A 24073-nucleotide genomic window follows, 5' to 3' on the forward strand; every position below is an offset into this window, starting at 1 on the left:
GCCCGCCACATGCTCGACCTCGCCCACGTCAAAGCACTCACACAGATGGGGGCCTGGCGTGCCCGCCCATGACGTCCCCCTCGCGGACCTACTTAACATCCCTACCCTGCTAGCTCTCGCCAACATGGCGGAGAACGGAGACAACAATGACAATCCCCACCCCCACGCCTGACCCGATCCAGAAGGCGACGACCGTCATCCAGAACATCGCCACCGACCCCACGCTCGTCGCGGACGCCCAGACCGCCATCTCGAAGCTCCCGCCCAAGGCGAGGGCTGCCATCTACGACACCGGCGTCGCGCTCGGCGTCGCCGCGTCGGTCGGCCTCGCCGTCATCGCGGTCCTCACCGGGAAGTACGCCGAACTCGGCGGCGAGATCATCACCCTCTTCAGCACCGTGCAGGCCCTCATCGCGAAGGCACACATCCAGCCGTAAACCCCGCACCACCGGAACGCCCCCGCGCCGCCAATAGCCTCTGGCTATCAGGTGACGCGGGGGCGCTTTTCTGCGTCTGCTCGCAGGTACTCGCAAATCTTTAGAGCACGACGACTGACTGCATCGGGTACACCATCGGGTACACGACGCATCCATGCATGGCCGCAGATGTCGCGCATCTAACGCGAGAGACCCCAGTCATTGACCGGGGTCTCTTGGCGGTGACGGTGGGATTTGAACCCACGGATGGCGCAAACCATCACATGTTTTCGAGACATGCTCCTTCGGCCGCTCGGACACGTCACCGCGGACGAGTTTACGTGAGCCAGGCGCCGCGGCGCTAATCCGATCGGCACGTCGGATCAACGCCGTGCCGACCGCCCTCTCGCGACGCTCCGGCGGCGCGCGCCGAGCGATGTCGGAGGCCATCCCTAGGCTGACCGCATGGCCAGAACCCAGACCCTCTTCCGCTGCGGCGACTGCGGCTGGTCGGGGTCGAAGTGGGTGGGGCGCTGCCCCGATTGCGGTGAGTGGAACACGGTGGCCGAGGCCGGCCAACCCGCCGGCGCGCTGCGCGCGCTCACGCCGGTGACGATCGGCGAGGGCCGCAAGGCGAGGCCGATCAGTGAGGTGTCCGCGGAATCCGTCGCATACTGGCCGAGCGGCATCGGCGAGTTCGACCGGGTGCTCGGCGGCGGCATCGTGCCGGGCGCCGCGATCCTGCTCAGCGGCGAGCCCGGTGTCGGCAAGTCGACCCTGCTGCTCGAGACCGCATCGCAGGCGGCGCGCGCCGGCAATCGCGTGCTCTACGTGAGCGCGGAGGAGAGCGCGAGCCAGGTCCGGCTGCGCGCCGAGCGCACCGCCGCCGTCCACGACGAGCTCTACCTCGCCGCCGAAACCGACCTGGCGACGATCATCGGGCAGATCGAGGCGGTCTCCCCTGCGCTCGTCATCATCGACTCCGTCCAGACGATCTCGAGTTCGAACGTCGACGGGCTCGCCGGCGGCCCGGCCCAGGTGCGGGAGGTGGCGGTGACGCTCATCCGCGTGGCCAAAGAGCACAACATCCCCGTCCTCATGGTCGGTCACGTCACCAAGGACGGCCAGATCGCCGGCCCGCGGCTGCTCGAGCATCTCGTCGACGTCGTCTGCCAGTTCGAAGGCGACAAGCAGACCCCGCTGCGGTTCGTGCGCGCACTGAAGAACCGCTTCGGCCCGACCGACGAGATCGGCTGCTTCGAGATGACCGGCGACGGCATCGCCGAGGTGCCCGACCCGTCCGGGCTGTTCCTCTCACGCTCGCCCATCCCCGTCTCCGGCACCTGCGTGACGATCACGATGGAGGGGCGCCGGCCGCTGCCCGTCGAGATCCAGGCGCTCGTCGTGCCGACGGATTCCCCGAGCCCGCGTCGCGTGACGAACGGCGTCGACGCCTCCCGCGTCGCCATGCTCATCGCGGTGCTCGACCGCCGCCACGGGTTGAGGTCGCTGGCGAAGAGCGACGTCTACGTCTCCACCGTCGGTGGCATGCGGGTCGTCGAGCCCGCCGCCGACCTCGCCATCGCCCTCGCCATCGCCTCGGCGGTGCATGGCGGCGCGATCGCCAACGACACCGCGGCCTTCGGCGAGATCAGCCTCGCCGGCGACATCCGGCCCGCGCCGTCAGCGAAGCAGCGCGCCAGCGAGGCGGGGCGCCTCGGCTTCACGACCCTCATCGACCAGACAGCGCTGCACATCTCATTCGCCGTGCCCAAAGCGCTTGGTCAATAGAGCAGGAACTGAACCGAGTTCTTGGCCTCGATGCCGCCGACACTGACGGTGAAGTGGTAGGAGGCGCCGCCGGCGGGAACCTGCGACAGGGTCGCCGTGCAGGCGCTCTTGTCGGAGCGGGTGCGATGCCACGTCAGCGGGGCCGACGTCAGCGCCTTGCCGGGCACGAGCAGGACGAGCGTCTTCCGGGCAGCGGTCTGGCAATCGGTCGACACCCAGTACCTCTCGCTGCCGCTGGTGATCGAGTAGACCTGCTTGTCGGTGCCGACATCGAGTGCACACGTGTTCGTACCGGTGTTGACGATGGTGAACTGCAGCTTCGGCAGAACGCCCGAGCCGTAGGTCGTGCGGTCGGTCTTCGCCCTGACGTCGATCTGGGCCGTCGTGCACGGCGCTCCGTCCTTGGCGGTGGCCGCGACCGTCGGCGTCGCCGCCGCGCTCGTCGGCGCCCCCGCCGACACGCCCGGCAGGACCGACGGCGACGCGGCGGCCTCCGGTGCCGACCGCGACCAGGGATGCCAGAGCGTCACGGCGAGGACTGCGACCACCGCGATCAGGGCGACGAGCAGCACTGCGGCGCGGCGACGCCGGTACACCCGCAGCGACGGGCGGCGCGGCGGCCGCTGTGGGGATCGGGGCGCCGCCATACCGCGATGCTAGATCGGCGGCTTCGCCGGGCTTCGGCGGCGCGCTAGAGGTGCTTGATCATCCGGGTGTTGCCGAGCGTGTTCTGCTTCACCCGCGCCAGATCGAGGAACTCGGCGACGCCCTCGTCCTGCGAGCGCAGCAGCTCGGCGTAGAGCTCGGGGTCGACGGCTCCGCCCGCCATGACGGTGTATCCGAGTTTGGCGAAGAAATCCGTCTCGAAGGTGAGGCAGAACAGCCGCGAGAGGCCGAGCGCGCGCGCATCCGCCTCGAGCCGGTCGACGACCGCGTGCCCGATGCCGCGGCCGCGCCAGTCCGATTTGGCGGCCAGGGTGCGCACCTCGCCGAGGTCCTCCCAGATGACGTGCAGTGCGCCGATGCCGACGATCTCGCCGTCCGGCGTCTCAGCGACGCGGAACTCGGGCACCGCCTCGTAGAGCGTCACGAGTTCCTTGCCGAGGAGGATCCGCTCGGCGACGTACGGCTCGATGATGTCGCGGATGGCCCTCACGTCCTGCGTGCGCGCGGGGCGGACGGCGAACTCGGGCATGGTTTCCAGGCTACCGGTGCCCCTTGATCTCCATCACTCGCTTCGCGAGCAGTCGATGAGCGGGGCGCTTCGACACGAAGAGGGCCGGAGCAGTGCTCCGGCCCTCTTCTGCTCAACGAGCGGAATGCTCGATCGTGGATCGTTACTCGGCGGCGGCGATCTCCGGCGTCGCGGCGATCGCAGCAGGCGCCCCGACACCGACCGGCTCGCGCTTCGAGGTCGTTGCGAAGACGAACTCGCCGCCCACGAAATCGACCACCACATGGTCGCCCGCCACGAGGTCACCGGAGAGGATCTTCTCCGAGAGCCTGTCCTCGACCTCGCGCTGCACCGCGCGGCGCAGCGGCCGGGCGCCGAGCGTCGGGTCGTAGCCGACCTCGATGAGGCGGTCCTTGCCGGCATCCGTGATCTCGACCGTCATGTCGCGGTCCAGCATGCGGCTGCCGAGGTGCTTGATGAACAGGTCGACGATCTGGCGCAGCTCGGGGCGCGTCAGCTGCGGGAAGACGATGATGTCGTCCACGCGGTTGAGGAACTCGGGCTTGAAGTTCTTCTTGAGCTCCTCGTTGACCTTGCCGCGCATCTTGTCGTACGCCGACGACGAACCGAGTTCGCCCTCGGCCTGGAATCCGACCGGGCCACCGCTGATCGCCGCGGTGCCGAGGTTGGTCGTCATGATGATGACGGTGTTCTTGAAGTCGACGACACGACCCTGGCCGTCGGTGAGGCGACCTTCCTCGAGGATCTGCAGCAGCGAGTTGAAGATGTCGGGGTGCGCCTTCTCGATCTCGTCGAAGAGCACGACGCTGAACGGCTTGCGACGCACCTTCTCGGTGAGCTGGCCGCCCTCCTCGAAGCCCACGAAGCCCGGAGGGGCGCCGAACAGCCGCGAGACGGTGTGCTTCTCGCCGTACTCGGACATGTCGAGCGAGATCATCGCCGACTCGTCGTCGAAGAGGAACTCGGCGAGCGCCTTGGCGAGTTCGGTCTTCCCCACGCCGGTGGGGCCGGCGAAGATGAACGAGCCCGAGGGGCGGTGCGGGTCCTTGAGGCCGGCGCGGGTGCGGCGGATCGTCTTGGACAGGGCGGCGATCGCCTCGTCCTGGCCGATGACGCGCTGGTGCAGCGCCTTCTCCATGAAGACGAGACGAGCGGATTCCTCTTCCGTCAGCTTGAACACCGGGATGCCGGTCGCCTGCGCCAGCACCTCGGCGATGAGCCCTTCATCGACCTCGGCGGCGGTCTTCACGTCGCCGGACTTCCACTGCTTCTCGAGGCGCAGCCGCTCGCCGAGGAGGTTCTTTTCCTCGTCGCGCAGTGCGGCGGCCTTCTCGAAGTCCTGGCCTTCGATGGCGGCTTCCTTCTTCTCGCGCACCGCGGCGATCTTCTCGTCGAACTCGCGCAGCTCCGGCGGCGCCGACAGGATCGACAGGCGCAGGCGGGCGCCCGCTTCGTCGATGAGGTCGATGGCCTTGTCGGGAAGGAAGCGGTCGCTGATGTAGCGGTCGGAGAGATTGGCCGCGGCGACGATCGCACCATCCGTGATCGAGACCTTGTGGTGCGCCTCGTAGCGGTCGCGCAGCCCCTTGAGGATGTTGATCGTGTGGGGCAGCGACGGCTCGGCGACCTGGATGGGCTGGAAGCGGCGCTCGAGCGCGGCATCCTTCTCGAAGTGCTTGCGGTACTCGTCGATCGTCGTCGCGCCGATGGTCTGCAGCTCGCCGCGGGCGAGCAGCGGCTTGAGGATGCTGGCCGCGTCGATCGCGCCCTCGGCCGCGCCCGCGCCGACGAGGGTGTGGATCTCGTCGATGAAGGTGATGATGTCGCCGCGGGTGCGGATCTCCTTCGTCACCTTCTTGAGGCGCTCCTCGAAGTCGCCGCGGTAGCGGCTGCCCGCGATGAGCGAGCCGAGGTCGAGGGTGTACAACTGCTTGTCCTTGAGCGTCTCGGGCACGTTGCCAGCGACGATCGCCTGCGCAAGACCCTCGACGACGGCCGTCTTGCCGACGCCGGGCTCGCCGATGAGGACGGGGTTGTTCTTGGAGCGGCGCGACAGGATCTGCATGACGCGCTCGATCTCCTTCTCGCGGCCGATGACCGGATCGAGCTTGCCCTCGCGCGCGGCCTGGGTGAGGTTGCGGCCGAACTGGTCGAGGATCTGCGAACCGCCCTGAGGCTGCGCCTGATCGTTCGCGCCGACCTGCACCTGCTCCTTGCCCTGGTAGCCGGAGAGGAGCTGAATGACCTGCTGGCGCACGCGGTTGAGGTCGGCGCCGAGCTTGACGAGCACCTGGGCGGCGACGCCCTCGCCCTCGCGGATGAGGCCGAGCAGGATGTGCTCGGTGCCGATGTAGTTGTGGCCGAGCTGCAGCGCCTCGCGCAGGCTCAACTCGAGGACCTTCTTGGCGCGCGGGGTGAAGGGGATGTGGCCGGTCGGCTGCTGCTGACCCTGGCCGATGATGTCCTGGACCTGCTCGCGCACGGCGTCGAGCGAGATGCCGAGCGACTCGAGCGATTTGGCGGCGACGCCCTCACCCTCGTGGATGAGGCCGAGCAGGATGTGCTCGGTGCCGATGTAGTTGTGGTTGAGCATCTTGGCCTCTTCCTGGGCCAGGACAACCACGCGACGGGCTCGGTCGGTAAAACGTTCAAACATGGGTTCCACTCCTCGTTACGTTGAGGGTAACGACGCGAGGGGCCGCTCTCTGCCCGTGTTCGCCGTGGGCGTTACTTTCCGGCCGGCGGCAGGTAGAAGTGCATCCCCTGCGCAGTGAACTGAACGGTCACCCCCGTGTCGACGGATGCCGGCGTCGCGAAGACCGTCGTGTAGGGCAGGTACTCGAGAGGGCAGTCCCCGGAGACCGCGATGTCGACCTCGTCGGGCGCGTCGACACGGTAGTCGGTCGCCCTGGCCGGGCACGCCGTCGTCCCGTAGAGCGTGACGGCGAACTCGGCGCCGTTGTCGAGCCAGACCGCGAACGGCACGCCGCCGGCGCTGTACGCCGGCGCCTCGACGCCCTGCGGCTCGCCCGGGTAGGCCGTGACCGGAGTGGACGGCACGGGACCGGGGGCGCCGCAGCCGGCGAGGAGGAGCGCAAGCGCAGCAACGGACGCCCCTGCCATCCCCTCGCGAATCCGCACCGACCAATCGTAGAGTCGACTCCATCGGCAACCCCGAAACCGACCCGGCCGGGATCAGCGGCGATTCCCAGGCCGGTGCGCCTGCGGCGCCGGTCCCGCCGCATGTCGCCCTGAGGCGGTGCCGACGGCGCCGGATAGGCTCGAAGTCATGCGTATCACCGTCATCGGCTGCGGATATCTCGGCGCGGTGCACGCCGCCTGCATGGCTCAGCTAGGCCACGAGGTCCTCGGAATCGACGTCGACCAGGCGAAGATCGACGCCCTCGCCGCCGGCCAGGCACCGTTCTACGAGCCCGGTCTGCCCGAGCTGCTCGCCGAGGCGAGCGCGACCGGCCGACTGCGCTTCTCGACCGACATGGCGGATGCCGCCGATTACGACGCGCACTTCATCGCGGTCGGCACGCCGCAGAAGAAAGGCGAGAACGCCGCCGATCTGCGCTTCGTCGACGCGGCCGTCACCGAACTCGCGAGGCACCTCAAGCCGGGGGCCGTCGTCATCGGCAAGTCGACCGTCCCCGTCGGCACCGCACGGCGCCTCGCCGAACTCGTCAAGGCGGCGCAGCCCTCGGCCGAGCTCGCGTGGAATCCCGAGTTCCTGCGCGAGGGCTTCGCCGTCGAGGACACGCTGCGCCCCGACCGCCTGGTCTACGGCCTGCCGACCGGCGACGGCGGCATCAAGGCGAAGCAGACCCTCGACGAGGTGTACACCGTCGCCCTCGGCAACGGCACGCCGCTCGTCGCGACCGACTACGAGACGGCCGAGCTCGTCAAGGTGAGCGCCAACGCGTTCCTCGCGACGAAGATCTCGTTCATCAATGCGATCGCCGAGGTGTGCGAGGCGACGGGCGCCGACGTCACCCAGCTCGCCGACGCCATCGGCTTCGACACCCGCATCGGGCGCCGCTTCCTCAACGCCGGCCTCGGCTTCGGCGGCGGATGCCTCCCCAAGGACATCCGCGCCTTCATGGCCCGCGCCGGCGAGCTCGGCGCCGACCAGGCCCTCACCTTCCTCCGCGAGGTCGACGCGATCAACCTGCGCCGCCGCTCCCGCGCGGTCGATCTCACCCGCGAGATCCTCGACGGCTCGCTCGCCGGCAAGCGCGTCGCAGTGCTCGGCCTGGCGTTCAAGCCCGACTCCGACGACATCCGCGATTCGCCGGCCCTCGACGTCGCCGGGCAGCTTCAGATGCAGGGCGCCGAAGTCATCGCGACCGATCCGAAGGCCATCCCGAACGCGCGGCGCCAGTACCCCGAGCTGACGTTCATGGAGTCGACGCCTGCGGCGATCGCGGGCGCCGACGCCGTCGTGCTGCTCACCGAATGGAAGGAATACCGGGCGCTCGACCCGGCTGCCACCGGCGAGCTCGTCCGCGGCAAGGCGATCCTCGACGGGCGCAACGTGCTCGACCCAGCTGCCTGGCGCGCGGCGGGATGGCGCTATCGGGCGCTCGGGCGGCCGTAGGCCGGGCTCATTGCAGCGCGCTCGTCAGGCGAGCGAGGTTGTCGACGATCGCCGCGCGCAGCGGCTGCCGCAGCCACTCGTCGAGGGTGAGTTCGCGGCTGCTCGCCCGGTAGGACTCCTCGATCGCGCGCAGCTCCGCCACAAAGCGTCGAGAGCGCACCATGAGCGAGATCTCCGCATTGAGCTGGAACGAGCGGATGTCCATGTTGCTCGAGCCGATGACCGCCACCTCGTCGTCGATCGTGAAGTGCTTCGCGTGCAGGATGGTCGGCGCCCGGTACATCCAGATGCGCACTCCGGCCCGCAGGAGCTGCTCGTAGTACGAGCGCTGCGCGTGATAGACGAGGACCTGGTCGCTGATCTCCGAGACGAAGAGATCGATCGCGACGCCGCGCTCCCTCGCCGTCGTGATGGCGGTGAGCATCGACTCGTCCGGCACGAAGTACGGACTCGTGATGACGATCCGCTCCCGCGCGTAGTAGAGCAGGGAGAGGAACAGGCGGAGGTTGTTCTCGCCGCGGAACCCGGGGCCGGAGGGCACGAGCTGGCAGTCGATCTCGTCGGCGGGGTCCGCAACCGGCCGCGCGTCCGCCGGACGCACCTCGCGACGCAGCAGCTCGTCGGTCTCGGCGTACCAATCGGTGATGAAGATGGCATTGAGGCCGGCGACGATCGGACCCTCGAGGCGTGCAACGAGCTCCTTCCACTGCAGGCCGCGCCTGAGGTTGCCGCGCTTGTTGTAGCTGGCGTCGATGATGTTCTGCGAGCCGAGGAATCCGACGATCCCGTCGACGACGAGCAGCTTGCGGTGGTTGCGCAGGTCGAACCGCTGGTACTTGCCGCGCCACGGCTGGATCGGCAGCATGTAATGCCAGACCAGGCCGAGCTTGGCGAGGGCGTTGAGGCGCCGGATGGTGCGGAAGTGCCCCTTGGCGCGCAGCGAGGCGAGGTGGTCGAGCAGCACCCGCACAGTGACGCCGCGGCGCACGGCGTTCTCGAGGGCTTTGAAGAAGGGCTCTGTCGTCGCGTCGAGCGCCATGATATAGAACTCGGCGTGGACCGTGCGCTCCGCCCGATCGACCGCCTCGACCATCGCGTCGAGCGAGCGCTGGTAGTCGGTGAGGAGGTCTGCAGTGTTGCCGCCGACGAGCGGCATCGCGCCGAGGTTGCGGTTGAGCAGCACGACGGATTTCAGCCAACTCGGCCAGTGCTCGGCCCGGCTCACCTGGGCGGAGCCCTCGGTCGACTCGAGGATGAACTGGTTGATCTGCTGCTGCTTGCGGCGCCGGCCGCGCGGCAGCTTGTAGCTGCCGATGAGGAGGAAGACGAGCAATCCCAGGTACGGGATGATGTTGATGGCCAGCAGCCACGCTGTCGCCGAACTCGGGCGCCGGTTGCGCGGGACGACGATGATCGCGACGATGCGGAACGCGAAGTCGATGAGGAGCAGCAGGACGAGGGCGATCGTCGTCAGATAGCCCCTGCCGATCACCACGCCTCCTACTTGGCGGGCAGACCTCGCTTCGCCCGCTCTTCCGCCTCAATCTTTGCGTACGCTTTGCGCTCGTTGCGGTCGGCTCGGGTGATTGCCGCCATGACCCACCAGAAGATCAGGCCGAGCACCGCCATGGGGCCGAGGCTCCAGAGCCATCCGATCCAGTTGTCCTGCAGGTACACGGGCATGGCGCAATGGTACGCGCGGCGGTTCGCAGTTCGCTGTGGCAGGTTAGAGCCATGCCCCCGCTCGCCGAGATCCTGACCACCTGGCGCGTCGATCCCTGGGCGATCACCGCGATCCTCGTCGCGGCCGTGCTCTACCTCACCGGCGTGCAGCGCTACAACCGCGCCATCCGATCGGAGGCCGCCACCGACGACCAGGGCCGCCGGCGCTGGAGCATCAACCGCACGCTCTGCTTCTTCCTGCTCGGGCTCGGCTCCTATCTCTGGATCCAGTGCGGATTCCTCGGCGTCTGGTCGCATGACCTCCGCTGGGCGTTCACCACGCGGATCGCGTTCCTTCTCTTCCTCACCCCTTACCTCATGGCCCTCGGCAAGCCCGTCGCGCTCGCGCGCGGCGCGCTCGGCGCGGACGGCCGCGCCCGGCTGGAACGGCTGCTGCGCTGCTGGCCGCTGCGGCTGCTCGGCAATACGACGATCGCGCCGCTCGTCGCCCTTGTCGGCTTCGGCGTCTTCCTGACGCCGCTCGCCGCACCGCTCCGGCTCGAAGCCGGCTGGGCGGTGCTCATCACCCTCGGCGTGCCGCTCATCGGGCTGGCGATGTCGCTGCCGATCACCGAGGACCCGAGTTCGCGCTCCGGAATGGCCATCACCGCCGAATTCCTGATCGCCTTCGCTGAACTCGTCGCCGATGCCATCCCTGGCATCGTGCTGCGCATCAACTACAACGTGCTCGACGGCGTGACGGCGATGGCGACGAGGATGCCCGCCTGGTTCCCCTCGCCGCTGCGCGATCAACAGCTCTCCGGCGACTCGCTGTGGCTCATCGCCGAGCTATCGGACATCCCCGTCATCGCCTTCCTCTTCTTCCGCTGGACGCGCGCCGACAAGCGCGACGCGAAGGCCGTCGACGATCTCAGCGACGAGGAGTGGGACCGCCAGGTGCGCGAGCACCTCCGCGGCCCCCGCTGAAGGCCCCGGGGCGTCCGGATCTGCAGAAGTCGGCGACCGGGCGACTACTTCACGAGCGGGAACAGGATGGTCTCGCGGATGCCGAGGCCGGTGAGGGCCATGAGAAGGCGGTCGATGCCCATGCCCATGCCGCTAGTCGGCGGCATCCCGAACTCCATGGCGCGGAGGAAGTCCTCGTCGATGCGCATCGCCTCGTCGTCGCCGGCCGCGGCTTGGCGGGCCTGCTCGACGAAGCGCTCGCGCTGGATGACGGGGTCGACGAGCTCGGAGTACCCGGTCGCGAGTTCGAAGCCGCGCACGTAGAGGTCCCACTTCTCGACGATGCCCGGCTTCGAGCGATGGTCGCGCACCAGCGGCGAGGTGTCGACCGGGAAGTCCATGACAAAGGTCGGGTGCTCGAGCGAGCCTTTGACGAAGTGCTCCCAGAGCTCCTCGACGTACTTGCCGTGCACCTCGTGCTTGACCTCGACGCCTTCTCGGGCGGCGAGCGCCTTGAGCGCGCTGAGCGGCGTCTCGGGGGTGACCTCGACACCGGATGCCGCGCTCAGCGACTCGAACATCGAGATGCGCGCCCATTCGCCGCCGAGGTCGTACCGGGTGCCGTCCGCCCAGGTGACCGTCGTCGTGCCGTTCGTGGCCACGGCGGCGTCCTGGATGAGCTGCTGGGTGAGGTCGGCGATGGTGTGGTAGTCGCCGTAGGCCTGGTAGGCCTCGAGCATGGCGAACTCGGGCGAGTGAGTCGAGTCGGCTCCCTCGTTGCGGAAGTTGCGGGCGATCTCGAACACCCGGTCGATGCCGCCGACGACGGCACGCTTGAGCCAGAGCTCGGGGGCGATGGCGAGGTACAGCTCGGTGTCGAACGCGTTCGAGTGCGTGACGAAGGGGCGCGCGTTCGCGCCGCCGTGGAGGGTGACGAGCTTCGGGGTCTCGACCTCGATGAATCCCTGGGCCGTCAGGGTCGCACGCACCGAGGCGACCGCCTTGGCCCGGTCGAGGACCGTGCGACGGGCCTGATCGCGCTGGATGAGATCGAGGTACCGGCTGCGCACCCGGCTCTCCTCGGAGAGCTCCCGGTACATGTTCGGCAGCGGCAGCACGGCCTTGGCGGCGATCGCCCAGTCGTCGACCATGATCGACAGCTCGCCGCGGCGGCTCGCGACGACCTCGCCGCGCACGAAGACGTGGTCGCCGAGATCGACGAGGTCCTTCCAGCGCTGCAGGGATTCCTCGCCGACCGACGCGAGCGAGATCATCGCCTGGATGCGCTCGCCATCGCCCGACTGGAGGGCGGCGAAGCAGAGCTTGCCGGTGTTGCGCTGGAACACGACGCGGCCGGCGACTCCGACGATCTCGCCGCTCGCCTCGTCGGCGGCGAGGTGGCCCCACTCGGCCCGCACCGCAGGGATGGTGGTCGTGACGGGCAGCGTCACGGGGTAGGCGCCGCCGCCCGGATTCGCGGCCTCGGCGATGAGCCTCGCGCGCTTCCCGAGCCGAACCGCCTGCTGCTCGCTGATCTCCTCAGCGGTCTCGGCGGTGTCGGATTCCTCGGGTTCTGCCACGAAGGGAAAGCCTACCGGCGGCCCCGGCCGCTCCCTCGCGGCGCCACCGCCTTAGGCGTGTGATGGAGCAGTCAGCGGCGGAGGCGCCAGGCGAGCGGCAGGGCCGCTGCCGCGATCACGATCTTGATCCCGTCGCCGACGAAGAAGGGCACGAGTCCGAGCCGGAGCACCGTGGCGAAGTCGGGGTTCGCGCCCAGGCGCGAAAGCGTCAGCAACAGGAACGCCAGTCCGAAGGGGTAGATGATCGCGTCGGCGAGAACGAACGCCGCCACGGCCTTGAGAGGACTGCGATCCCAACCGCGCTGGGCGAAGAAGCCCATGAGCGCCGCCGACGCGATGAAGCCGATGATGTAGCCGAACTGCGGAGTCGTCACGGTGTCGAAGCCGGAGCCCCAGTTGGTGAACACCGGCACGCCGATCAAGCCGGCGACGAGGTAGAGGCCCATCGAGATCGCACCGCGAACGGCCCCGAGCGTGGCGCCGACGAGCAGCACCGCGAGCGTCTGGCCGGTGATCCACACCGGCCACATCGGGATGCTGACCTGCGCGAGCAGCGCGGTGAGCACCGCGCCGCCGACGATGAGAGCGGCATCCGCAGCGAGGCTGCGAGGCACGAAGCGGTCGGCGATGGTGGAACGGGCGGTGAGCGACGGAGTCACGGACATGGCCCTACCGTATTGGTTGACACCCGGCGCGTCGACTATCGGCTCCGCCATGGCCGAAGTGGATTCGTTGTCGGAATCGTGCGTCCGGGCGCGGCGGCTAGCATCGACAACCGTGACCCCCGAACGCTCCGGCCGCCTCGGCGTCGGCATCATCGGTGCCGGTCGCGTCGGCCCGGTGCTCGGCGCCGCGCTCGCCGGCGCGGGCCACGCGATCGTCGGTGTGCACGCGGTGAGCGACTCCGGCCGCGAGCGCGCGGCCGACATGCTGCCCGGCGCGCCGCTGCTCGACGTGCGTCAGCTGCTCGAGCGCTCCGAGCTCGTCGTCGTCGCGATCCCGGATTCCGAGCTCCAGGGCTTCGTCGCCGGCCTCGCCGCGCTCGGGGCGTGGCAGCCGGGCCAGCTCCTCGTTCACACGGCGCCCGGGTTCGGCGTCTCGGTGCTCGAGCCGGCGGCGAGGCAGGGGGCCATCCCGCTCGCCATCCACCCCGCCATGTCGTTCACCGGGACCCGCCTCGACCTCGCGCGCATGGCCGAGACGTACTTCGCCGTCACCGCGCCGGCGCCCGTGCAGCCGATCGGGCAGGCGCTCGTCGTCGAGATGGGCGGCGAGCCGATCGTCGTCGCCGAGGAGGATCGGGCCCAGTACGCCGAGGCGATCGCGACGGCGACGACGTTCAGCCGGGCGATCGTCGACCAGGCGACGGGAATCCTCGCCGCCATCGGCTTCGAGCGGCCCGGCGCCTTCCTCGGCTCGCTCGTGCGCTCGACGGTCGATGAGGCTTTGCGCCGGACTGCGCCTAGTGAGATCGAGCTCCCTGAGGAGCTTCCGTAGCGTCGCCGTCGGACGGCGGCGGAAGCGTGCAGAATGCCTCGGCGACGAGCCCGCCCGCGAGGAGCATGAGCGCGCCGACGAGCGACGCCAGGGTGTACCAGACCGCCGCGCTCTCCGCGATGAGCGTGAGGGTGAGCAGGAAGACGAGGATGCCGAGCCCGGTGCCCGCGAGCAGCGCGCCCGCGACGGAGCACGCCTTGGCGAGGGCTGCGATCCGTGCCGAGCGGAAGGGGTCGATGTGCGTCGCGTCTTTGGCGTGCACGGCCCGGCGCACCGGCCATGCGAGCACGACGACGATGACGCCCAGCGCGGCGAGCGTGATGGCATAGGTCAGCGGCGGGACGAGCAGCGGCTGGCTCGCAGCGCGCGTCAGGACGAGCTCGACGAGGTACCCGAGCACGAGCCCGATGACCGCCACGACGAGGACGGTCGCGATCGAGGTGCGCTTCACCGCGCGGCTCCGATCCCGAGGTGGATGTCGCCGACCGCGCCCGAAAGATCGCCGAGGCTCGTGAGCAGGTCGGCGACCCGGCCGTGACCGGGCAGCACGGCGTCCGGGTCGACGGCCGCCCAGGGCGAGAGCACGAAGTCGCGCTCGTGCGCGTGCGGATGCGGCAGCACGAGGTCGGGGTCGTGCAGCGTCTGCCCGTCGTAGTCGACGATGTCGAGGTCGAGGGTGCGGTTGCCCCAGAGCTCGCCGCGCTCGCGGCCGTGGACGTTCTCGATGACGTGCAGGGCGTCGAGCAGCGCGTGCGGGGCGAGGGTGGTGCGCACGAGCACGACGGCGTTGAGGTACTTCGGGGCGCTGCTGTCCCGGCCGCCCGGCTTGAGCGCGATGGTCTCGACGACGGGCGACGCCGCCTCGACGATGATCCCGTCGACGGCCGCGAGACCGGCGACGGCTGAGACGAGCAGCTCGCCGCGGTCGCCCAGGTTGCTGCCGAGGGCGATGACCGCCGTGACCTCAGCCCCGCTCATAGCGTCCCGCCCAGGCCCGGTCGCGCTCGATCGAGACCGCGACATCCGCGAAGACCGCGTCGATCGGGGCATTGGGCTTGTGGACGGTCACCCGAACCCGCTCTGCCGCGGCGAAGCCGAGCGCGACACGCGCGACACGCGCGGCGACGGTCTCGATGAGGTCGACCGGGTCGGCCTCGACCGCGGCGACGACGGCCTCGGCGAGCTCACCGTAGTGCACGGTCTGAGCGAGGGAATCCCCGACCGCCGCTCCGTCGAGATCGGCCCAGACGGTGACGTCGATGACGAACCTCTGCCCGTTCTCGCGCTCGAAGTCGAAGACCCCGTGGTGCGCGAACACCTCGAGCCCCGCGAGGGTGACAGTGTCGCTCATGCGTCCATCCTGGCCTGCTCGCCGGCCCACCGGCCGAGCACGTCGAGGGCGAGCCGCGTACCGGCGACATCGTGCACCCGCACGCCCCAGAGGCCGGCCTGCGCGGCGAGCACCGAGATGACCGCGGTCGGCAGGTCGCGCGCCTCCATCGGCGCACCCGGCTCGAGCAGTTCGCCGAGGAACCGCTTCCGCGATGCGCCGAGGAGAATGGGGAATTCGAGCGCCTGCAGCGAGCCGAGGTGGGAGAGGATCGCCCAGTTGTGCTCGGAGGTCTTGGCGAAGCCGAGGCCCGGGTCGATGACGAGGCGGTCGCGCCGGATCCCGGCATCCAGCGCCACGTCGATCTGACGCTCGAGCTCGCCGATGACGTCGGCGACGACGTCGCCGTACCTAGCGAGGGCGTTCATATCGGCGCTGTGGCCGCGCCAGTGCGAGAGCAGGTAGGTGACCCCGAGCCCGGCGACGACGCCCGGCATCTCGGGGTCCGCGAGCCCACCGGAGACGTCGTTGACGAACTCGGCGCCTGCCACAACCGCAGCCTGCGCCGTCTCGGCGTTCATGGTGTCGATGCTGGTCCGGATGCCGCGGGCAGCGAGCTCGCGGACGACCGGCAGCACCCGCGACAGCTCCTCGTCCGCGGGAACCCGCGGCGCGCCCGGGCGGGTCGACTCCCCTCCGACGTCGATGAGGTCGGCGCCCTGGGCCGTGAGGTCGACGGCGTGCGCGATCGCGTCGTCGAAGGATGCCCACCGGCCGCCGTCGCTGAACGAGTCGGGGGTGACATTGAGGACGCCCATGACGAGCGTCATGCCGACAGCAGCCCCATCACCTCGGCGCGCCTGGCGCCGTCGACGAACTCGCCGCGGCTCGCGACCGTGACGACCGAGGAGTGCACCTGCCGGGCGCCGCGGGTGGTGACGCACTGGTGCGAGGCCTCGAGCACGACGAGCACGCCGCGCGGGTGCAATCCCTCCACCAGGGTGTCGGCGATCTGCTCGGCGAGGCGCTCCTGAAGCTGGGGGCGCGCGGCGAGGATCTCGACGACCTTGGGGAGGCGGCCGAGCCCGGCGATCGCGTCGGACGGCCGGTAGGCGATGTGCGCCTGCCCGAGGAACGGCAGGAGGTGGTGCTCGCAGATGGAGCGGAACTCGATGCCGCGCATGGCGACGACCTCGGAATCCGCTCCCGTCACGGGGAAGGTCTCGGCGAGGGGCGCGAGCGGGTCCTCGCCGAGCCCTGCGAAGAACTCCTCGTACGCATCGGCGACGCGCGACGGCGTGTCGACGAGGTCGGCGCGCGCCGGGTCCTCGCCGATGCCCAGCAGCAACTCGGCGACGGCCGCCTCGATACGGGCGCGGTCGATCGTCACAGAGCCACGCTAGCCAAGACGGCTAGGCCGTCGCGGGACGCGGGTTGGTCGTAGGCGTGCGGCGGGTGCGCGCCGGCTTCTCCGGCTTCTCCGGCTCGGCCATCGCCGCCTTCTCGATCGGGCCGAGCTTCGGGAACGGGATCGGCGGGATGTCGGGCAGCGGGCGCTTCGCGCTCGAAAGCCACTCGGGGCGCTCCGGCAGCAGCGTGATGTCCTTGAAGATCTCGGCGATCTGGTTGTGGTCGAGGGTCTCCTGCTCGAGCAGTTCCCGCGCGAGGCGGTCGAGGATCTCGCGGTTGCTGTTGACGACCTGGTAGGCCTCGTCGTGGGCCTGCTCGATGAGCGCGCGCACCTCGAGGTCGACCTTCTCGGCGATCTCGTCCGAGTAGTCGCGCTCGTGGCCCATGTCGCGACCCAGGAACATCTCGCCCGAGGGGGCGCCGAGCTTGACGGAGCCGATCTCGGCGCTCATGCCGTACTCGGTGACCATCTTGCGCGCGATTCCGGTCGCCTTCTCGATGTCGTTCGACGCCCCGGTCGTCGGGTCGTGGAACACGATCTCCTCCGCGACGCGGCCGCCCATCGCCCAGGCGAGCTGGTCGAGCAGCTCCTGGCGGGTGACGGAGTACTTGTCCTCCATGGGCATGACCATCGTGTAGCCGAGGGCGCGGCCGCGTGGCAGGATGGTGATCTTCGTCACCGGGTCGGAGTGCCGCATCGCCGCGGCGACGAGTGCGTGCCCGCCCTCGTGGTAGGCGGTGATGAGCTTCTCCTTGTCCTTCATGACGCGGGAGCGGCGCTGCGGGCCGGCGACCACGCGGTCGATGGCCTCGTCGAGTGCTCGGTTGTCGATGAGCTGGGCGTTGGAGCGGGCGGTGAGCAGCGCGGCCTCGTTGAGCACGTTGGCCAGGTCGGCGCCGGTGAAGCCCGGCGTCTTGCGCGCGACGACCTCGAGGTCGACGCCCTTGGCGAGCGGCTTGCCGCGGCCGTGCACCTGGAGGATCTGGAGACGGCCCCTCATGTCGGGCGCGTCGACGCCGATCTGGCGGTCGAAGCGGCCGGGGCGCAGCAGCGCGGGGTCGAGGATGTCGGGGCGGTTGGTCGCTGCGATGAGGATGACGTTCGTCTTCACGTCGAAGCCGTCCATCTCGACAAGCAGCTGGTTGAGGGTCTGCTCGCGCTCGTCGTGGCCGCCGCCGAGGCCGGCGCCGCGGTGACGCCCGACCGCATCGATCTCGTCCACGAAGATGATGGCGGGCGCGTTCTGCTTGGCCTGTTCGAAGAGGTCGCGCACGCGGCTCGCGCCGACGCCGACGAACATCTCGACGAAGTCCGAGCCCGAGATCGAGTAGAACGGCACCCCTGCCTCGCCGGCGACCGCACGCGCGAGCAGCGTCTTGCCGGTACCCGGCTGGCCGTAGAGCAGCACGCCTTTGGGAATCCGCGCGCCGACCGCCTGGAACTTCTGCGGCTCCTTGAGGAAGTCGACGACCTCGCGCAGTTCCTCGACGGCCTCGTCGGCGCCGGCGACGTCCTCGAAGGTGACCTTGGGGGATTCCTTCGAGACGAGCTTCGCGCGCGACTTGCCGAACTGCATCACGCGGTTTCCGCCGCCCTGCATGCCGGAGAGCATGAACCAGAACAGGGCCGCGATGATGACCATGGGGAGGACGAGCGAGAGGATCGACCCCCACCAAGACTGCTGCGGCACGGTGTCGTTGTACCCCTTGGGCAGGTTGGCGGCATCGATCGCCGCGACCACGTCGGCACCGCGCTGCGCGACGTAGTAGAACTGCACCCGCGTGCCGTCGTTGAGGTAGCTCGAACTCAGGGTGAGGTCGACGCGCTGGTCGCCGTCGACGATGGTGGCCGACGACACCTGGCCGCTCTTGATGAGCGAGAGGCCCTCCTGCGTCGTGACCTGCTTGTAGCCGTTGGCACTCGTCACCAGCGACGTGACGATCCACACGGCGATCGCGGCCAATACGATATAGATAATCGGGCCGCGGAAAAGACGCTTGACGTTCATGGTGTGGCCAGAGTACCCCGGCGTTGCTTTGCGCTTGCCCCGTGTTCGCCGTAGGCATGCTGAGATGGTCGGCTAACCTCGTTCCATGCGCGAATCCGACGTCCCGGACGACCTCGCCGAGACCCTCGTCACCGAGGAGCAGATCGCAGCCAAGATCGCGGAACTCGCCGCCGCGATCGACGCGGATTACGTCGGCAAGGACCTCCTGCTCGTGGCGGTCCTCAAGGGCGCCTTCGTCTACATGTCCGACCTGGTCCGCGCGCTGTCGGGTCAGGTCACCGTCGACTTCATGGCGGTGAGCTCGTACGGGGCGGGCACCAGGTCCTCGGGCGTCGTCAAGATCAACAAGGACCTCGACACCGACATCACCGGCCGGCACGTCCTCATCGTCGAGGACATCATCGACTCGGGGCTCACGCTGTCCTGGCTGCTCGAGAACCTGCGCTCGCGCGGGGTGGCGTCGATCGAGGTCGCGGCGCTGCTGCGGAAGCCGGACGCTGCAAAGGTCCAGGTTCCGGTGAAGTACCTCGGCTTCGACATCCCGAACGCGTTCGTCGTCGGGTACGGCCTCGACTACGCGGAGAAGTATCGGAATCTGCGGTCGATCGCGGTGCTCGCTCCCCACGTCTACGCCTGATCTCCGCTCCGGTCCCCGCCGGCGCGGATCGCTGCGCGATTCGGCGCACGGGTCGCCGGATCGCTATGGCCGGTCAGGTGCAGAACTCGCCGGTGCGGCGGAAAGCACCAGGCGGCCGCCGGTCCGGGCGGCGGTGAAGCCGGGCAGGTCGAGCGGCTTCTGCCCGTGCCAGTCGGCGACGAGCGCGAGGATGGCCCGCACATGCACGCGCTCGAGCGCGACACCGAACTCGCTCTGGACGACGAAGCGCACGATCCGCCCCTGCAGCGCGACCGGGTTCGCCTCGAGCGCGGGCACGGAGACCGAGATGCCCGCCTCGGAGTGCTCGACGAGGTCCTCGATGACTTCGTCGATCATGGTCTGGAAGGCGTCGGAGTCCTCGCGCAGCTGCTCGGCGGTGCGCGCGAGCGCCTCGGCGACACCCGGCCCGAGTTCGGCCTCGAGGACGGGCATGACGTTCTGACGCACCCGCACGCGGGTATACGCAGAATGCCCATTCTGCGGATCGAGCCACGGAACCAGGTCGGAGTCGGCGCAGAAGCGATGCGTCGCCGCGCGCCGGATTCCGAGCAGCGGCCGCAGATAGCGGCCCGAGACCGGCGCCATTCCCTGCAGGCTCGCCGCCCCTGAGCCGCGCGCGAGGCCGAGCAGCACGGTCTCGGCCTGATCGTCGAGCGTGTGGGCGAGCAGCGCGTGGCTCGCGCCCGACTCGTCGAGGGCGGCGTCGATCGCCCGGTACCGCGCGGTGCGGGCGGCAGATTCCGGGCCGCCCGGCCCCGTCACGTCGACCCGGGTCACGACCACCGGGTCGAGGCCGAGGGCCCGCGCCTGCCCGGCGGCGCGGTCGGCGATGCCGGCGGAATCCTGCTGCAGGCCGTGGTCGACGACGATCGCACCGGCGCGGACGCCCGCACGAGGAGCCTCGAACGCCGTCGCCGCGGCGAGCGCGAGGGAGTCGGGACCGCCGCTCAAGGCGACCAGGACGAGCGCCCCGCCGATCGACGGCGGTGCATCCGCGCTGCGATGGAGGTCAGTGGCGAGGGCTTTCCTGACCGCGCGGCGGATGTCCGCGACGGCCGGAGTGAGGCGCGGTCGACGAGCGGACGGATCGTCGGGCATCGACTAACGTTATTCCCATGCCTGAGTACGACGCCGTCATCGAGATCCCCCGCGGCAGCCGCAACAAGTACGAGGTCGACCACGAGACCGGTCGGGTCTACCTCGACCGAGTGCTGTACACGAACTTCACGTACCCCGCCGACTACGGCTTCTTCGAGGGCACGCTCGGCGAGGACGGCGACCCGCTCGACGTGCTCGTGCTGCTCGACTATCCGCTCTTCCCCGGCGTCGGCGTCGTGGTGCGCCCGGTCGGCGTGCTGCACATGAGCGACGAGGCCGGCGGCGATGACAAGGTCATCGCCGTGCAGTACAAGGACCCGCGCTGGACGTGGATCCAGGACGTCGACGACATTCCGGAGTACACGAAGAAGGAGATCCAGCACTTCTTCGAGCACTACAAGGACCTCGAGCCCGGCAAGTGGGTCAAGGTCGACGCCTGGGGCAGCGCGGCGGAGGCCGACACGCTCGTGCAGGAGGCCATCCAGCGCCTTGCCGACGCGGACCGCTGACCCGGTCTACTGACCCGGCCGGGCCACCTCGCCCCAGGGCGAGCCCCAGACGACCTGGATCTTGACGACGTCGCCGAACGTCGGCGCGGCGATCATCATGCCGCCGCCGAGGGAGATGCCGACGTGGTAGAAGGACCCCGGTCCTGATCCCCAGAACAGCAGGTCGCCGGCGATCGCCTCGCTGAGCGGGTGCAGCTGCCCGTTCGACTGGGCGGTGTCGTACTGGGCGTTGACGCTGTGCCCGCCGATGCCGACGCCTGCGGCGGCGTAGCTCATCATCGTCAGCCCCGAGCAGTCCCAGGTGCCGGGGCCGGCGCCGTCGAACTCGTAGGGCTTGCCGAGCTGGACGCGCGCGAAGGCGATAGCCGTTGCCGCGGCCCCCGACGGCGGCGCGCTCGGCGCGCTCGGCGGCGCGGGTGCAGGTGCAGGTGCAGGTGCAGGTGCAGGCGATGGTGGCAGCGAGGATTGCGACGCCGAAGGCGACACGGCGGCGGAGGCGCTCGATGCAGCGGCGGAAGCGGAGGCCGCCGCACTGGCGCTGGCGGCGGCCACCGCCTCTTCCTGCTGCTGCCTCGCCGTCGCAGCGGCGGCGGCAGCGGCGGCCTCGGCCGCCCGCTGCTTCTCCTGCTGCCCGAGCAGGTACTGCTGGGCGAGCACGGTCGAGGTGCTCTGCACGTCGGCGAGCTGGGCGACGAGGGTCTGCTGCTGCTGCATCGCCGCCTGCACCGCCTGCTGCGCCTGTGCGGCGAGGGATGCCGCGGTGCCGTAGGCCTGTTTGGCGCTGTCCGCTGCCTGCTGCCGCACCGCCTCCGCCTGCGCCGCCTGGGACTGCAGCGACCGGGCCGTGTTCTGGTCCTGGATGGCGCGGTCGTAGATCTGCTGCGACTGCTCGGTGAGCCGGCTCATCGCGCCGAGCTGGAAGAGCAGGTCATCGGCGGCCGAGGCATCCGCGCCCTGGAGCAGCAGGGTGAGCGTCGGGTCCTGCCCGGCGGCGCGGACGAGGTGCGCTGCGAGCAGCGCGGCCCGTGTCTTCGACACATCGGCGACCTTCCCCGCCGCGTCGGACTGGGCCTGCAGCGCGGCGGCCTTCTGCGTCACCGTGTCGAGGGCGAGCTTGGCCTGCTGGTATCGCTCCGCGGCCTGTTCGGCGACGACGCCCGCCTGTTCGGTGGAGTTCTGCAGCGTGCCGACGAGTGCAGTGATCCTGGCGACGAGGGCCTTCTGGGCGGCGACGCTGTGCTTGGCCGCCTCGACCTGGTTCCACGTCGGGTAGTCGTCGGCGATGGCCGCGCCGGGCGCGACGACCATGCCCACGGATGCGGCGACCACGCCCACGGCGACGGCGCCGAGGCTGGCGCGCGCAGCTCCGGGCCTCCTAGCCGCCAAGTCTGATCCCGCGGGCGAGCATGAACGGGTACGGGTTGATCTGCACCCCGTTGAGGCGCACCTCGAAATGCAGGTGGGGGCCGGTGGCGTCACCGGTCATGCCGACCCGGCCGATGGGCTGACCGGCCGCGACCTGCTGACCGATCGAAACGAGGATGCCGCCGTACTCCATGTGCGCGTAGCCGGTGTAAACGCCGCTGCCGTGGTCGATGAGGATGAAGTAGCCGTAGGTGCCGTTCCAGCCCGCGTAGACGACGGTGCCGTCGTGCGCAGCGCGGATGATCGTGCCCGTGCCCGTCGCGAGGTCGACGCCGAGGTGGAAGGCGTTGCAGATCCCGCACGGGCGCACGCGCGGGCCGAACGGCGACGAGATCCAGCCGCTCACGGGCAGCGCCCAGCCGGTCGGGGCGATGTCGGCGGTGCCGGCCGCCTGCTGCTGGCGGAGCGCGGCGGCGCGCTCGGCGGCGAGCTTCTTCTGCCGGGCGATCTCGGCCTGCCTCGCCCGGTACGCGACGCCGGCCTGGTAGCTCCGATAGGTCTTCGCGTACTGGTTGTTGAGGTAGGCGATCTGCGCGTTGAGCTCGTCGATGTGGCTGTTCGCGTCGGCGAGCACGCTCTCGGCCTGGTTCTGGGCCGACTGCGCGGCGCTGAAGGCGGCGGCGGCCTTCTTGGCGAGGTCCTGGGCGGTCGCGAACGCCGCGTCGGCCTTCTGCTTGAGGTCGGCGCGCACCTGCTTGGCGACGTTCGCCTGATCGACGGCGGCCTGCGCGAGGTTCTCCGAGGTCTGCGCCTGCTCGTAGATGCCGGACTGCTGCTGCACGAGCATGCTCATGCTGCCGAGGCCCGCGAGCAGGTTGTCGGTGCTCTGCGCGCCGCCGAGCAGCAGGTTCGTCGTGAGGTCGTTGCCGCCGGTGCGGTAGAGCTGCGCGGCGAGCGCCCCCGCCTGCGCCATCGCCTTGTCGGCCTGGTTCTGCAGGTCGGATGCCTGGGCCGCGAGCGTGTCCGCTTTCTGGCTCGCGGCGACGAAGTCGTCCTGCGCGGTCGCCATCGCCTGGCCGGCCGCCTCGGCGGCCTTGTTCGCGGTGCCGGCCGCGCTCTGGGCGGCGTCGGCCTTCGCCTGGGCCGTCTTGACGTCCGCTTTGAGGCCGTCGACGAGCGCCCTCGCCCGGGCGATGGCGGCCTGCGTCGCCGCGACGCTGCCCTTGGCCTTCTGCACCTCGTCCCAGGTCGGGAAGGTCGGGGGCTTCGCGGTCTGGACGGCGGTGGGGGCCGCCTGATCGGGGACCACGGCGGCGGCCGGAATCCCGATCCCCGCCCCGAGCGCGAGCGCGGTCGCCAGCGCGAGCCCCGCGCGAACGGCGGGCGCGCGCAACCAGCGGGGCGCAGGCGACCTCATGCCCTGACCTTAAAGCGGGGGTTGAAAGATTGCGGGCAATCGGCCCGGCTCGTCGGAATCCGGTCGCCCCGCGGGGATTTGTTCGGCGGTTCTCGCCTCACGTATGCTTGACCCTCGGTAGTCATGGGGCCGCAAGCCTCGCGGCCCCATCGTTTAGTGGCCTAGGACGCCGCCCTTTCACGGCGGTAGCACGGGTTCGAATCCCGTTGGGGTCACTGATTGCCGACTAATTTCACATGGCCCTGTAGCGCAGTTGGTTAGCGTGCCGCCCTGTCACGGCGGAGGTCGCGGGTTCAAGTCCCGTCAGGGTCGCGAAGGCGAAGCCCTTTCTTCGGAGAGGGCTTTTCTTTCGGAGACCGGCTTCGGCCGGCCACGGCTCTGTAGCTCAGTTGGTAGAGCGCACGACTGAAAATCGTGAGGTCACGGGATCGACGCCCGTCGGAGCCACCACCTAAAGTCCGGTGGATCAGGGTTTTTCCTGAGGTAGTTGCCGCTGCCTCCTTCCCAGTCACTGAGTTGTGCCATTCGTGTGCCAGTTTTCGGGCGCGACGTGCTGTCTCGGGTTGG

24 protein-coding genes and 4 tRNA genes are annotated in these 24073 nt (G+C 69.8%); 10 read left to right on the forward strand and 18 right to left on the reverse strand.

Annotated features, from left to right (window positions below; all coding sequences use genetic code 11):
* Positions 1-146 precede the first annotated feature (146 nt).
* Positions 147-437 (forward strand): hypothetical protein, encoded by a 291-nt coding sequence (locus M7D61_RS07355; protein WP_298229054.1) that lies wholly within the window; start codon positions 147-149, stop codon positions 435-437.
* 216 nt (positions 438-653) lie between these two features.
* Here M7D61_RS07355 and M7D61_RS07360 read toward each other — a convergent pair.
* A tRNA-Ser gene (locus M7D61_RS07360) sits at positions 654-743 on the reverse strand.
* A 138-nt stretch (positions 744-881) separates the two neighbouring features.
* Between M7D61_RS07360 and radA the strand changes: the two genes are divergently transcribed.
* Positions 882-2207 (forward strand): DNA repair protein RadA, encoded by a 1326-nt coding sequence (gene radA, locus M7D61_RS07365; RefSeq protein WP_298229056.1) that lies wholly within the window; start codon positions 882-884, stop codon positions 2205-2207.
* Here the strand turns inward: radA and M7D61_RS07370 are convergent.
* From M7D61_RS07370 to M7D61_RS07385, 4 genes are all read right to left on the reverse strand, one after another.
* Positions 2201-2854: a hypothetical protein gene (locus tag M7D61_RS07370; protein WP_298229058.1), complete on the reverse strand. Its 654-nt coding sequence runs from the start codon at positions 2852-2854 to the stop codon at positions 2201-2203. The two genes, radA and M7D61_RS07370, sit on opposite strands and share 7 nt — an antisense overlap.
* Positions 2855-2898: 44 nt before the next feature.
* A complete protein-coding gene (locus M7D61_RS07375; protein ID WP_298229060.1) occupies positions 2899-3402 on the reverse strand; it encodes an amino-acid N-acetyltransferase in 504 nt (167 codons plus the stop codon).
* A 142-nt stretch (positions 3403-3544) separates the two neighbouring features.
* Positions 3545-6058, reverse strand: a complete 2514-nt coding sequence (locus M7D61_RS07380; RefSeq protein ID WP_298229062.1) for an ATP-dependent Clp protease ATP-binding subunit — start codon at positions 6056-6058, stop codon at positions 3545-3547.
* Positions 6059-6129: 71 nt separating this feature from the next.
* On the reverse strand, positions 6130-6543 hold the full coding sequence (locus tag M7D61_RS07385; protein ID WP_298229064.1) for a hypothetical protein: 414 nt from the start codon (positions 6541-6543) through the stop codon (positions 6130-6132).
* Positions 6544-6691: 148 nt separating this feature from the next.
* On the opposite strand from M7D61_RS07385, the gene M7D61_RS07390 reads away from it, so the two are divergent.
* Positions 6692-8005 carry a UDP-glucose/GDP-mannose dehydrogenase family protein gene (locus M7D61_RS07390; RefSeq protein ID WP_298229066.1) on the forward strand — a complete coding sequence of 438 codons (1314 nt, stop codon included), beginning with the start codon at positions 6692-6694 and terminating at the stop codon, positions 8003-8005.
* A gap of 7 nt (positions 8006-8012) precedes the next feature.
* Here the strand turns inward: M7D61_RS07390 and cls are convergent, their stop codons facing one another.
* Positions 8013-9494, reverse strand: coding sequence for a cardiolipin synthase (gene cls, locus M7D61_RS07395; protein ID WP_298229111.1), 1482 nt, complete (start codon positions 9492-9494; stop codon positions 8013-8015).
* Positions 9495-9505: 11 nt separating this feature from the next.
* A complete protein-coding gene (locus tag M7D61_RS07400) occupies positions 9506-9688 on the reverse strand; it encodes a hypothetical protein (RefSeq protein ID WP_298229068.1) in 183 nt (60 codons plus the stop codon).
* Positions 9689-9739: 51 nt separating this feature from the next.
* Here M7D61_RS07400 and M7D61_RS07405 point away from each other — a divergent pair, with 51 nt between their 5' ends.
* The gene (locus tag M7D61_RS07405; RefSeq protein WP_298229070.1) at positions 9740-10654 is read left to right on the forward strand and encodes a cytochrome c oxidase assembly protein; all 915 of its coding nucleotides are present in this window, start codon (positions 9740-9742) and stop codon (positions 10652-10654) included.
* Between the two features lie 44 nt (positions 10655-10698).
* Here M7D61_RS07405 and lysS read toward each other — a convergent pair whose 3' ends face one another.
* Both lysS and M7D61_RS07415 read right to left on the reverse strand, forming a co-directional pair.
* Complete coding sequence (lysS, locus tag M7D61_RS07410; protein ID WP_298229072.1) at positions 10699-12213, reverse strand: lysine--tRNA ligase; 1515 nt, start codon at positions 12211-12213, stop codon at positions 10699-10701.
* A gap of 71 nt (positions 12214-12284) precedes the next feature.
* Entirely contained in the window at positions 12285-12878 is a 594-nt protein-coding gene (locus tag M7D61_RS07415) for a biotin transporter BioY (RefSeq protein WP_298229074.1), read from the reverse strand.
* Positions 12879-12990: 112 nt separating this feature from the next.
* Here M7D61_RS07415 and M7D61_RS07420 point away from each other — a divergent pair, with 112 nt between their 5' ends.
* Positions 12991-13710 carry a Rossmann-like and DUF2520 domain-containing protein gene (locus M7D61_RS07420; protein WP_298229076.1) on the forward strand — a complete coding sequence of 240 codons (720 nt, stop codon included), beginning with the start codon at positions 12991-12993 and terminating at the stop codon, positions 13708-13710.
* Here the strand turns inward: M7D61_RS07420 and M7D61_RS07425 are convergent.
* From M7D61_RS07425 to ftsH, 6 genes are read right to left on the reverse strand one after another with little or no spacing between them, the layout of a single operon-like run.
* Entirely contained in the window at positions 13676-14161 is a 486-nt protein-coding gene (locus M7D61_RS07425; protein ID WP_298229078.1) for a DUF3180 domain-containing protein, read from the reverse strand. The genes M7D61_RS07420 and M7D61_RS07425 overlap by 35 nt on opposite strands.
* A complete protein-coding gene (folK, locus tag M7D61_RS07430; protein ID WP_298229080.1) occupies positions 14158-14688 on the reverse strand; it encodes a 2-amino-4-hydroxy-6-hydroxymethyldihydropteridine diphosphokinase in 531 nt (176 codons plus the stop codon). The genes M7D61_RS07425 and folK overlap by 4 nt, the downstream gene beginning before the upstream one ends.
* Entirely contained in the window at positions 14675-15061 is a 387-nt protein-coding gene (folB, locus tag M7D61_RS07435; RefSeq protein WP_298229082.1) for a dihydroneopterin aldolase, read from the reverse strand. Before folB ends, folK begins: the two co-directional genes overlap by 14 nt.
* Positions 15058-15870 carry a dihydropteroate synthase gene (folP, locus tag M7D61_RS07440; RefSeq protein WP_298229084.1) on the reverse strand — a complete coding sequence of 271 codons (813 nt, stop codon included), beginning with the start codon at positions 15868-15870 and terminating at the stop codon, positions 15058-15060. Before folP ends, folB begins: the two co-directional genes overlap by 4 nt.
* Positions 15867-16430, reverse strand: a complete 564-nt coding sequence (folE, locus tag M7D61_RS07445) for a GTP cyclohydrolase I (protein ID WP_298229086.1) — start codon at positions 16428-16430, stop codon at positions 15867-15869. The genes folP and folE overlap by 4 nt, the downstream gene beginning before the upstream one ends.
* Positions 16431-16452: 22 nt before the next feature.
* The gene (gene ftsH, locus M7D61_RS07450) at positions 16453-18459 is read right to left on the reverse strand and encodes an ATP-dependent zinc metalloprotease FtsH (protein WP_298229088.1); all 2007 of its coding nucleotides are present in this window, start codon (positions 18457-18459) and stop codon (positions 16453-16455) included.
* Positions 18460-18544: 85 nt separating this feature from the next.
* On the opposite strand from ftsH, the gene hpt reads away from it, so the two are divergent.
* The gene (hpt, locus tag M7D61_RS07455; protein WP_298229090.1) at positions 18545-19096 is read left to right on the forward strand and encodes a hypoxanthine phosphoribosyltransferase; all 552 of its coding nucleotides are present in this window, start codon (positions 18545-18547) and stop codon (positions 19094-19096) included.
* 63 nt (positions 19097-19159) lie between these two features.
* On the opposite strand, the gene tilS is transcribed toward hpt, so the two are convergent.
* Positions 19160-20215 carry a tRNA lysidine(34) synthetase TilS gene (gene tilS / locus M7D61_RS07460; protein ID WP_298229092.1) on the reverse strand — a complete coding sequence of 352 codons (1056 nt, stop codon included), beginning with the start codon at positions 20213-20215 and terminating at the stop codon, positions 19160-19162.
* Positions 20216-20232: 17 nt separating this feature from the next.
* Between tilS and M7D61_RS07465 the strand changes: the two genes are divergently transcribed.
* Complete coding sequence (locus M7D61_RS07465) at positions 20233-20724, forward strand: inorganic diphosphatase (RefSeq protein WP_298229094.1); 492 nt, start codon at positions 20233-20235, stop codon at positions 20722-20724.
* Between the two features lie 6 nt (positions 20725-20730).
* Here M7D61_RS07465 and M7D61_RS07470 read toward each other — a convergent pair whose 3' ends face one another.
* Together M7D61_RS07470 and M7D61_RS07475 are read right to left on the reverse strand one after the other, a co-directional pair.
* On the reverse strand, positions 20731-22110 hold the full coding sequence (locus tag M7D61_RS07470) for an NlpC/P60 family protein (protein WP_298229096.1): 1380 nt from the start codon (positions 22108-22110) through the stop codon (positions 20731-20733).
* Positions 22100-23506 (reverse strand): peptidoglycan DD-metalloendopeptidase family protein, encoded by a 1407-nt coding sequence (locus M7D61_RS07475; protein WP_298229098.1) that lies wholly within the window; start codon positions 23504-23506, stop codon positions 22100-22102. The genes M7D61_RS07470 and M7D61_RS07475 overlap by 11 nt, the downstream gene beginning before the upstream one ends.
* A 142-nt stretch (positions 23507-23648) precedes the next feature.
* Here M7D61_RS07475 and M7D61_RS07480 point away from each other — a divergent pair.
* The 3 genes from M7D61_RS07480 to M7D61_RS07490 all read left to right on the forward strand — a co-directional run bounded on the left by M7D61_RS07480 (position 23649) and on the right by M7D61_RS07490 (position 23956).
* Positions 23649-23721: transfer RNA gene (locus tag M7D61_RS07480), tRNA-Glu, on the forward strand.
* 23 nt (positions 23722-23744) lie between these two features.
* Positions 23745-23818 (forward strand) — tRNA-Asp (locus tag M7D61_RS07485).
* A 62-nt stretch (positions 23819-23880) separates the two neighbouring features.
* A tRNA-Phe gene (locus M7D61_RS07490) sits at positions 23881-23956 on the forward strand.
* The last annotated feature ends 117 nt before the right edge of the window (positions 23957-24073 follow it).

It is taken from the genome of Gryllotalpicola sp., assembly GCF_027352875.1.
Classification (GTDB): Bacteria; Actinomycetota; Actinomycetes; order Actinomycetales; family Microbacteriaceae; genus Gryllotalpicola.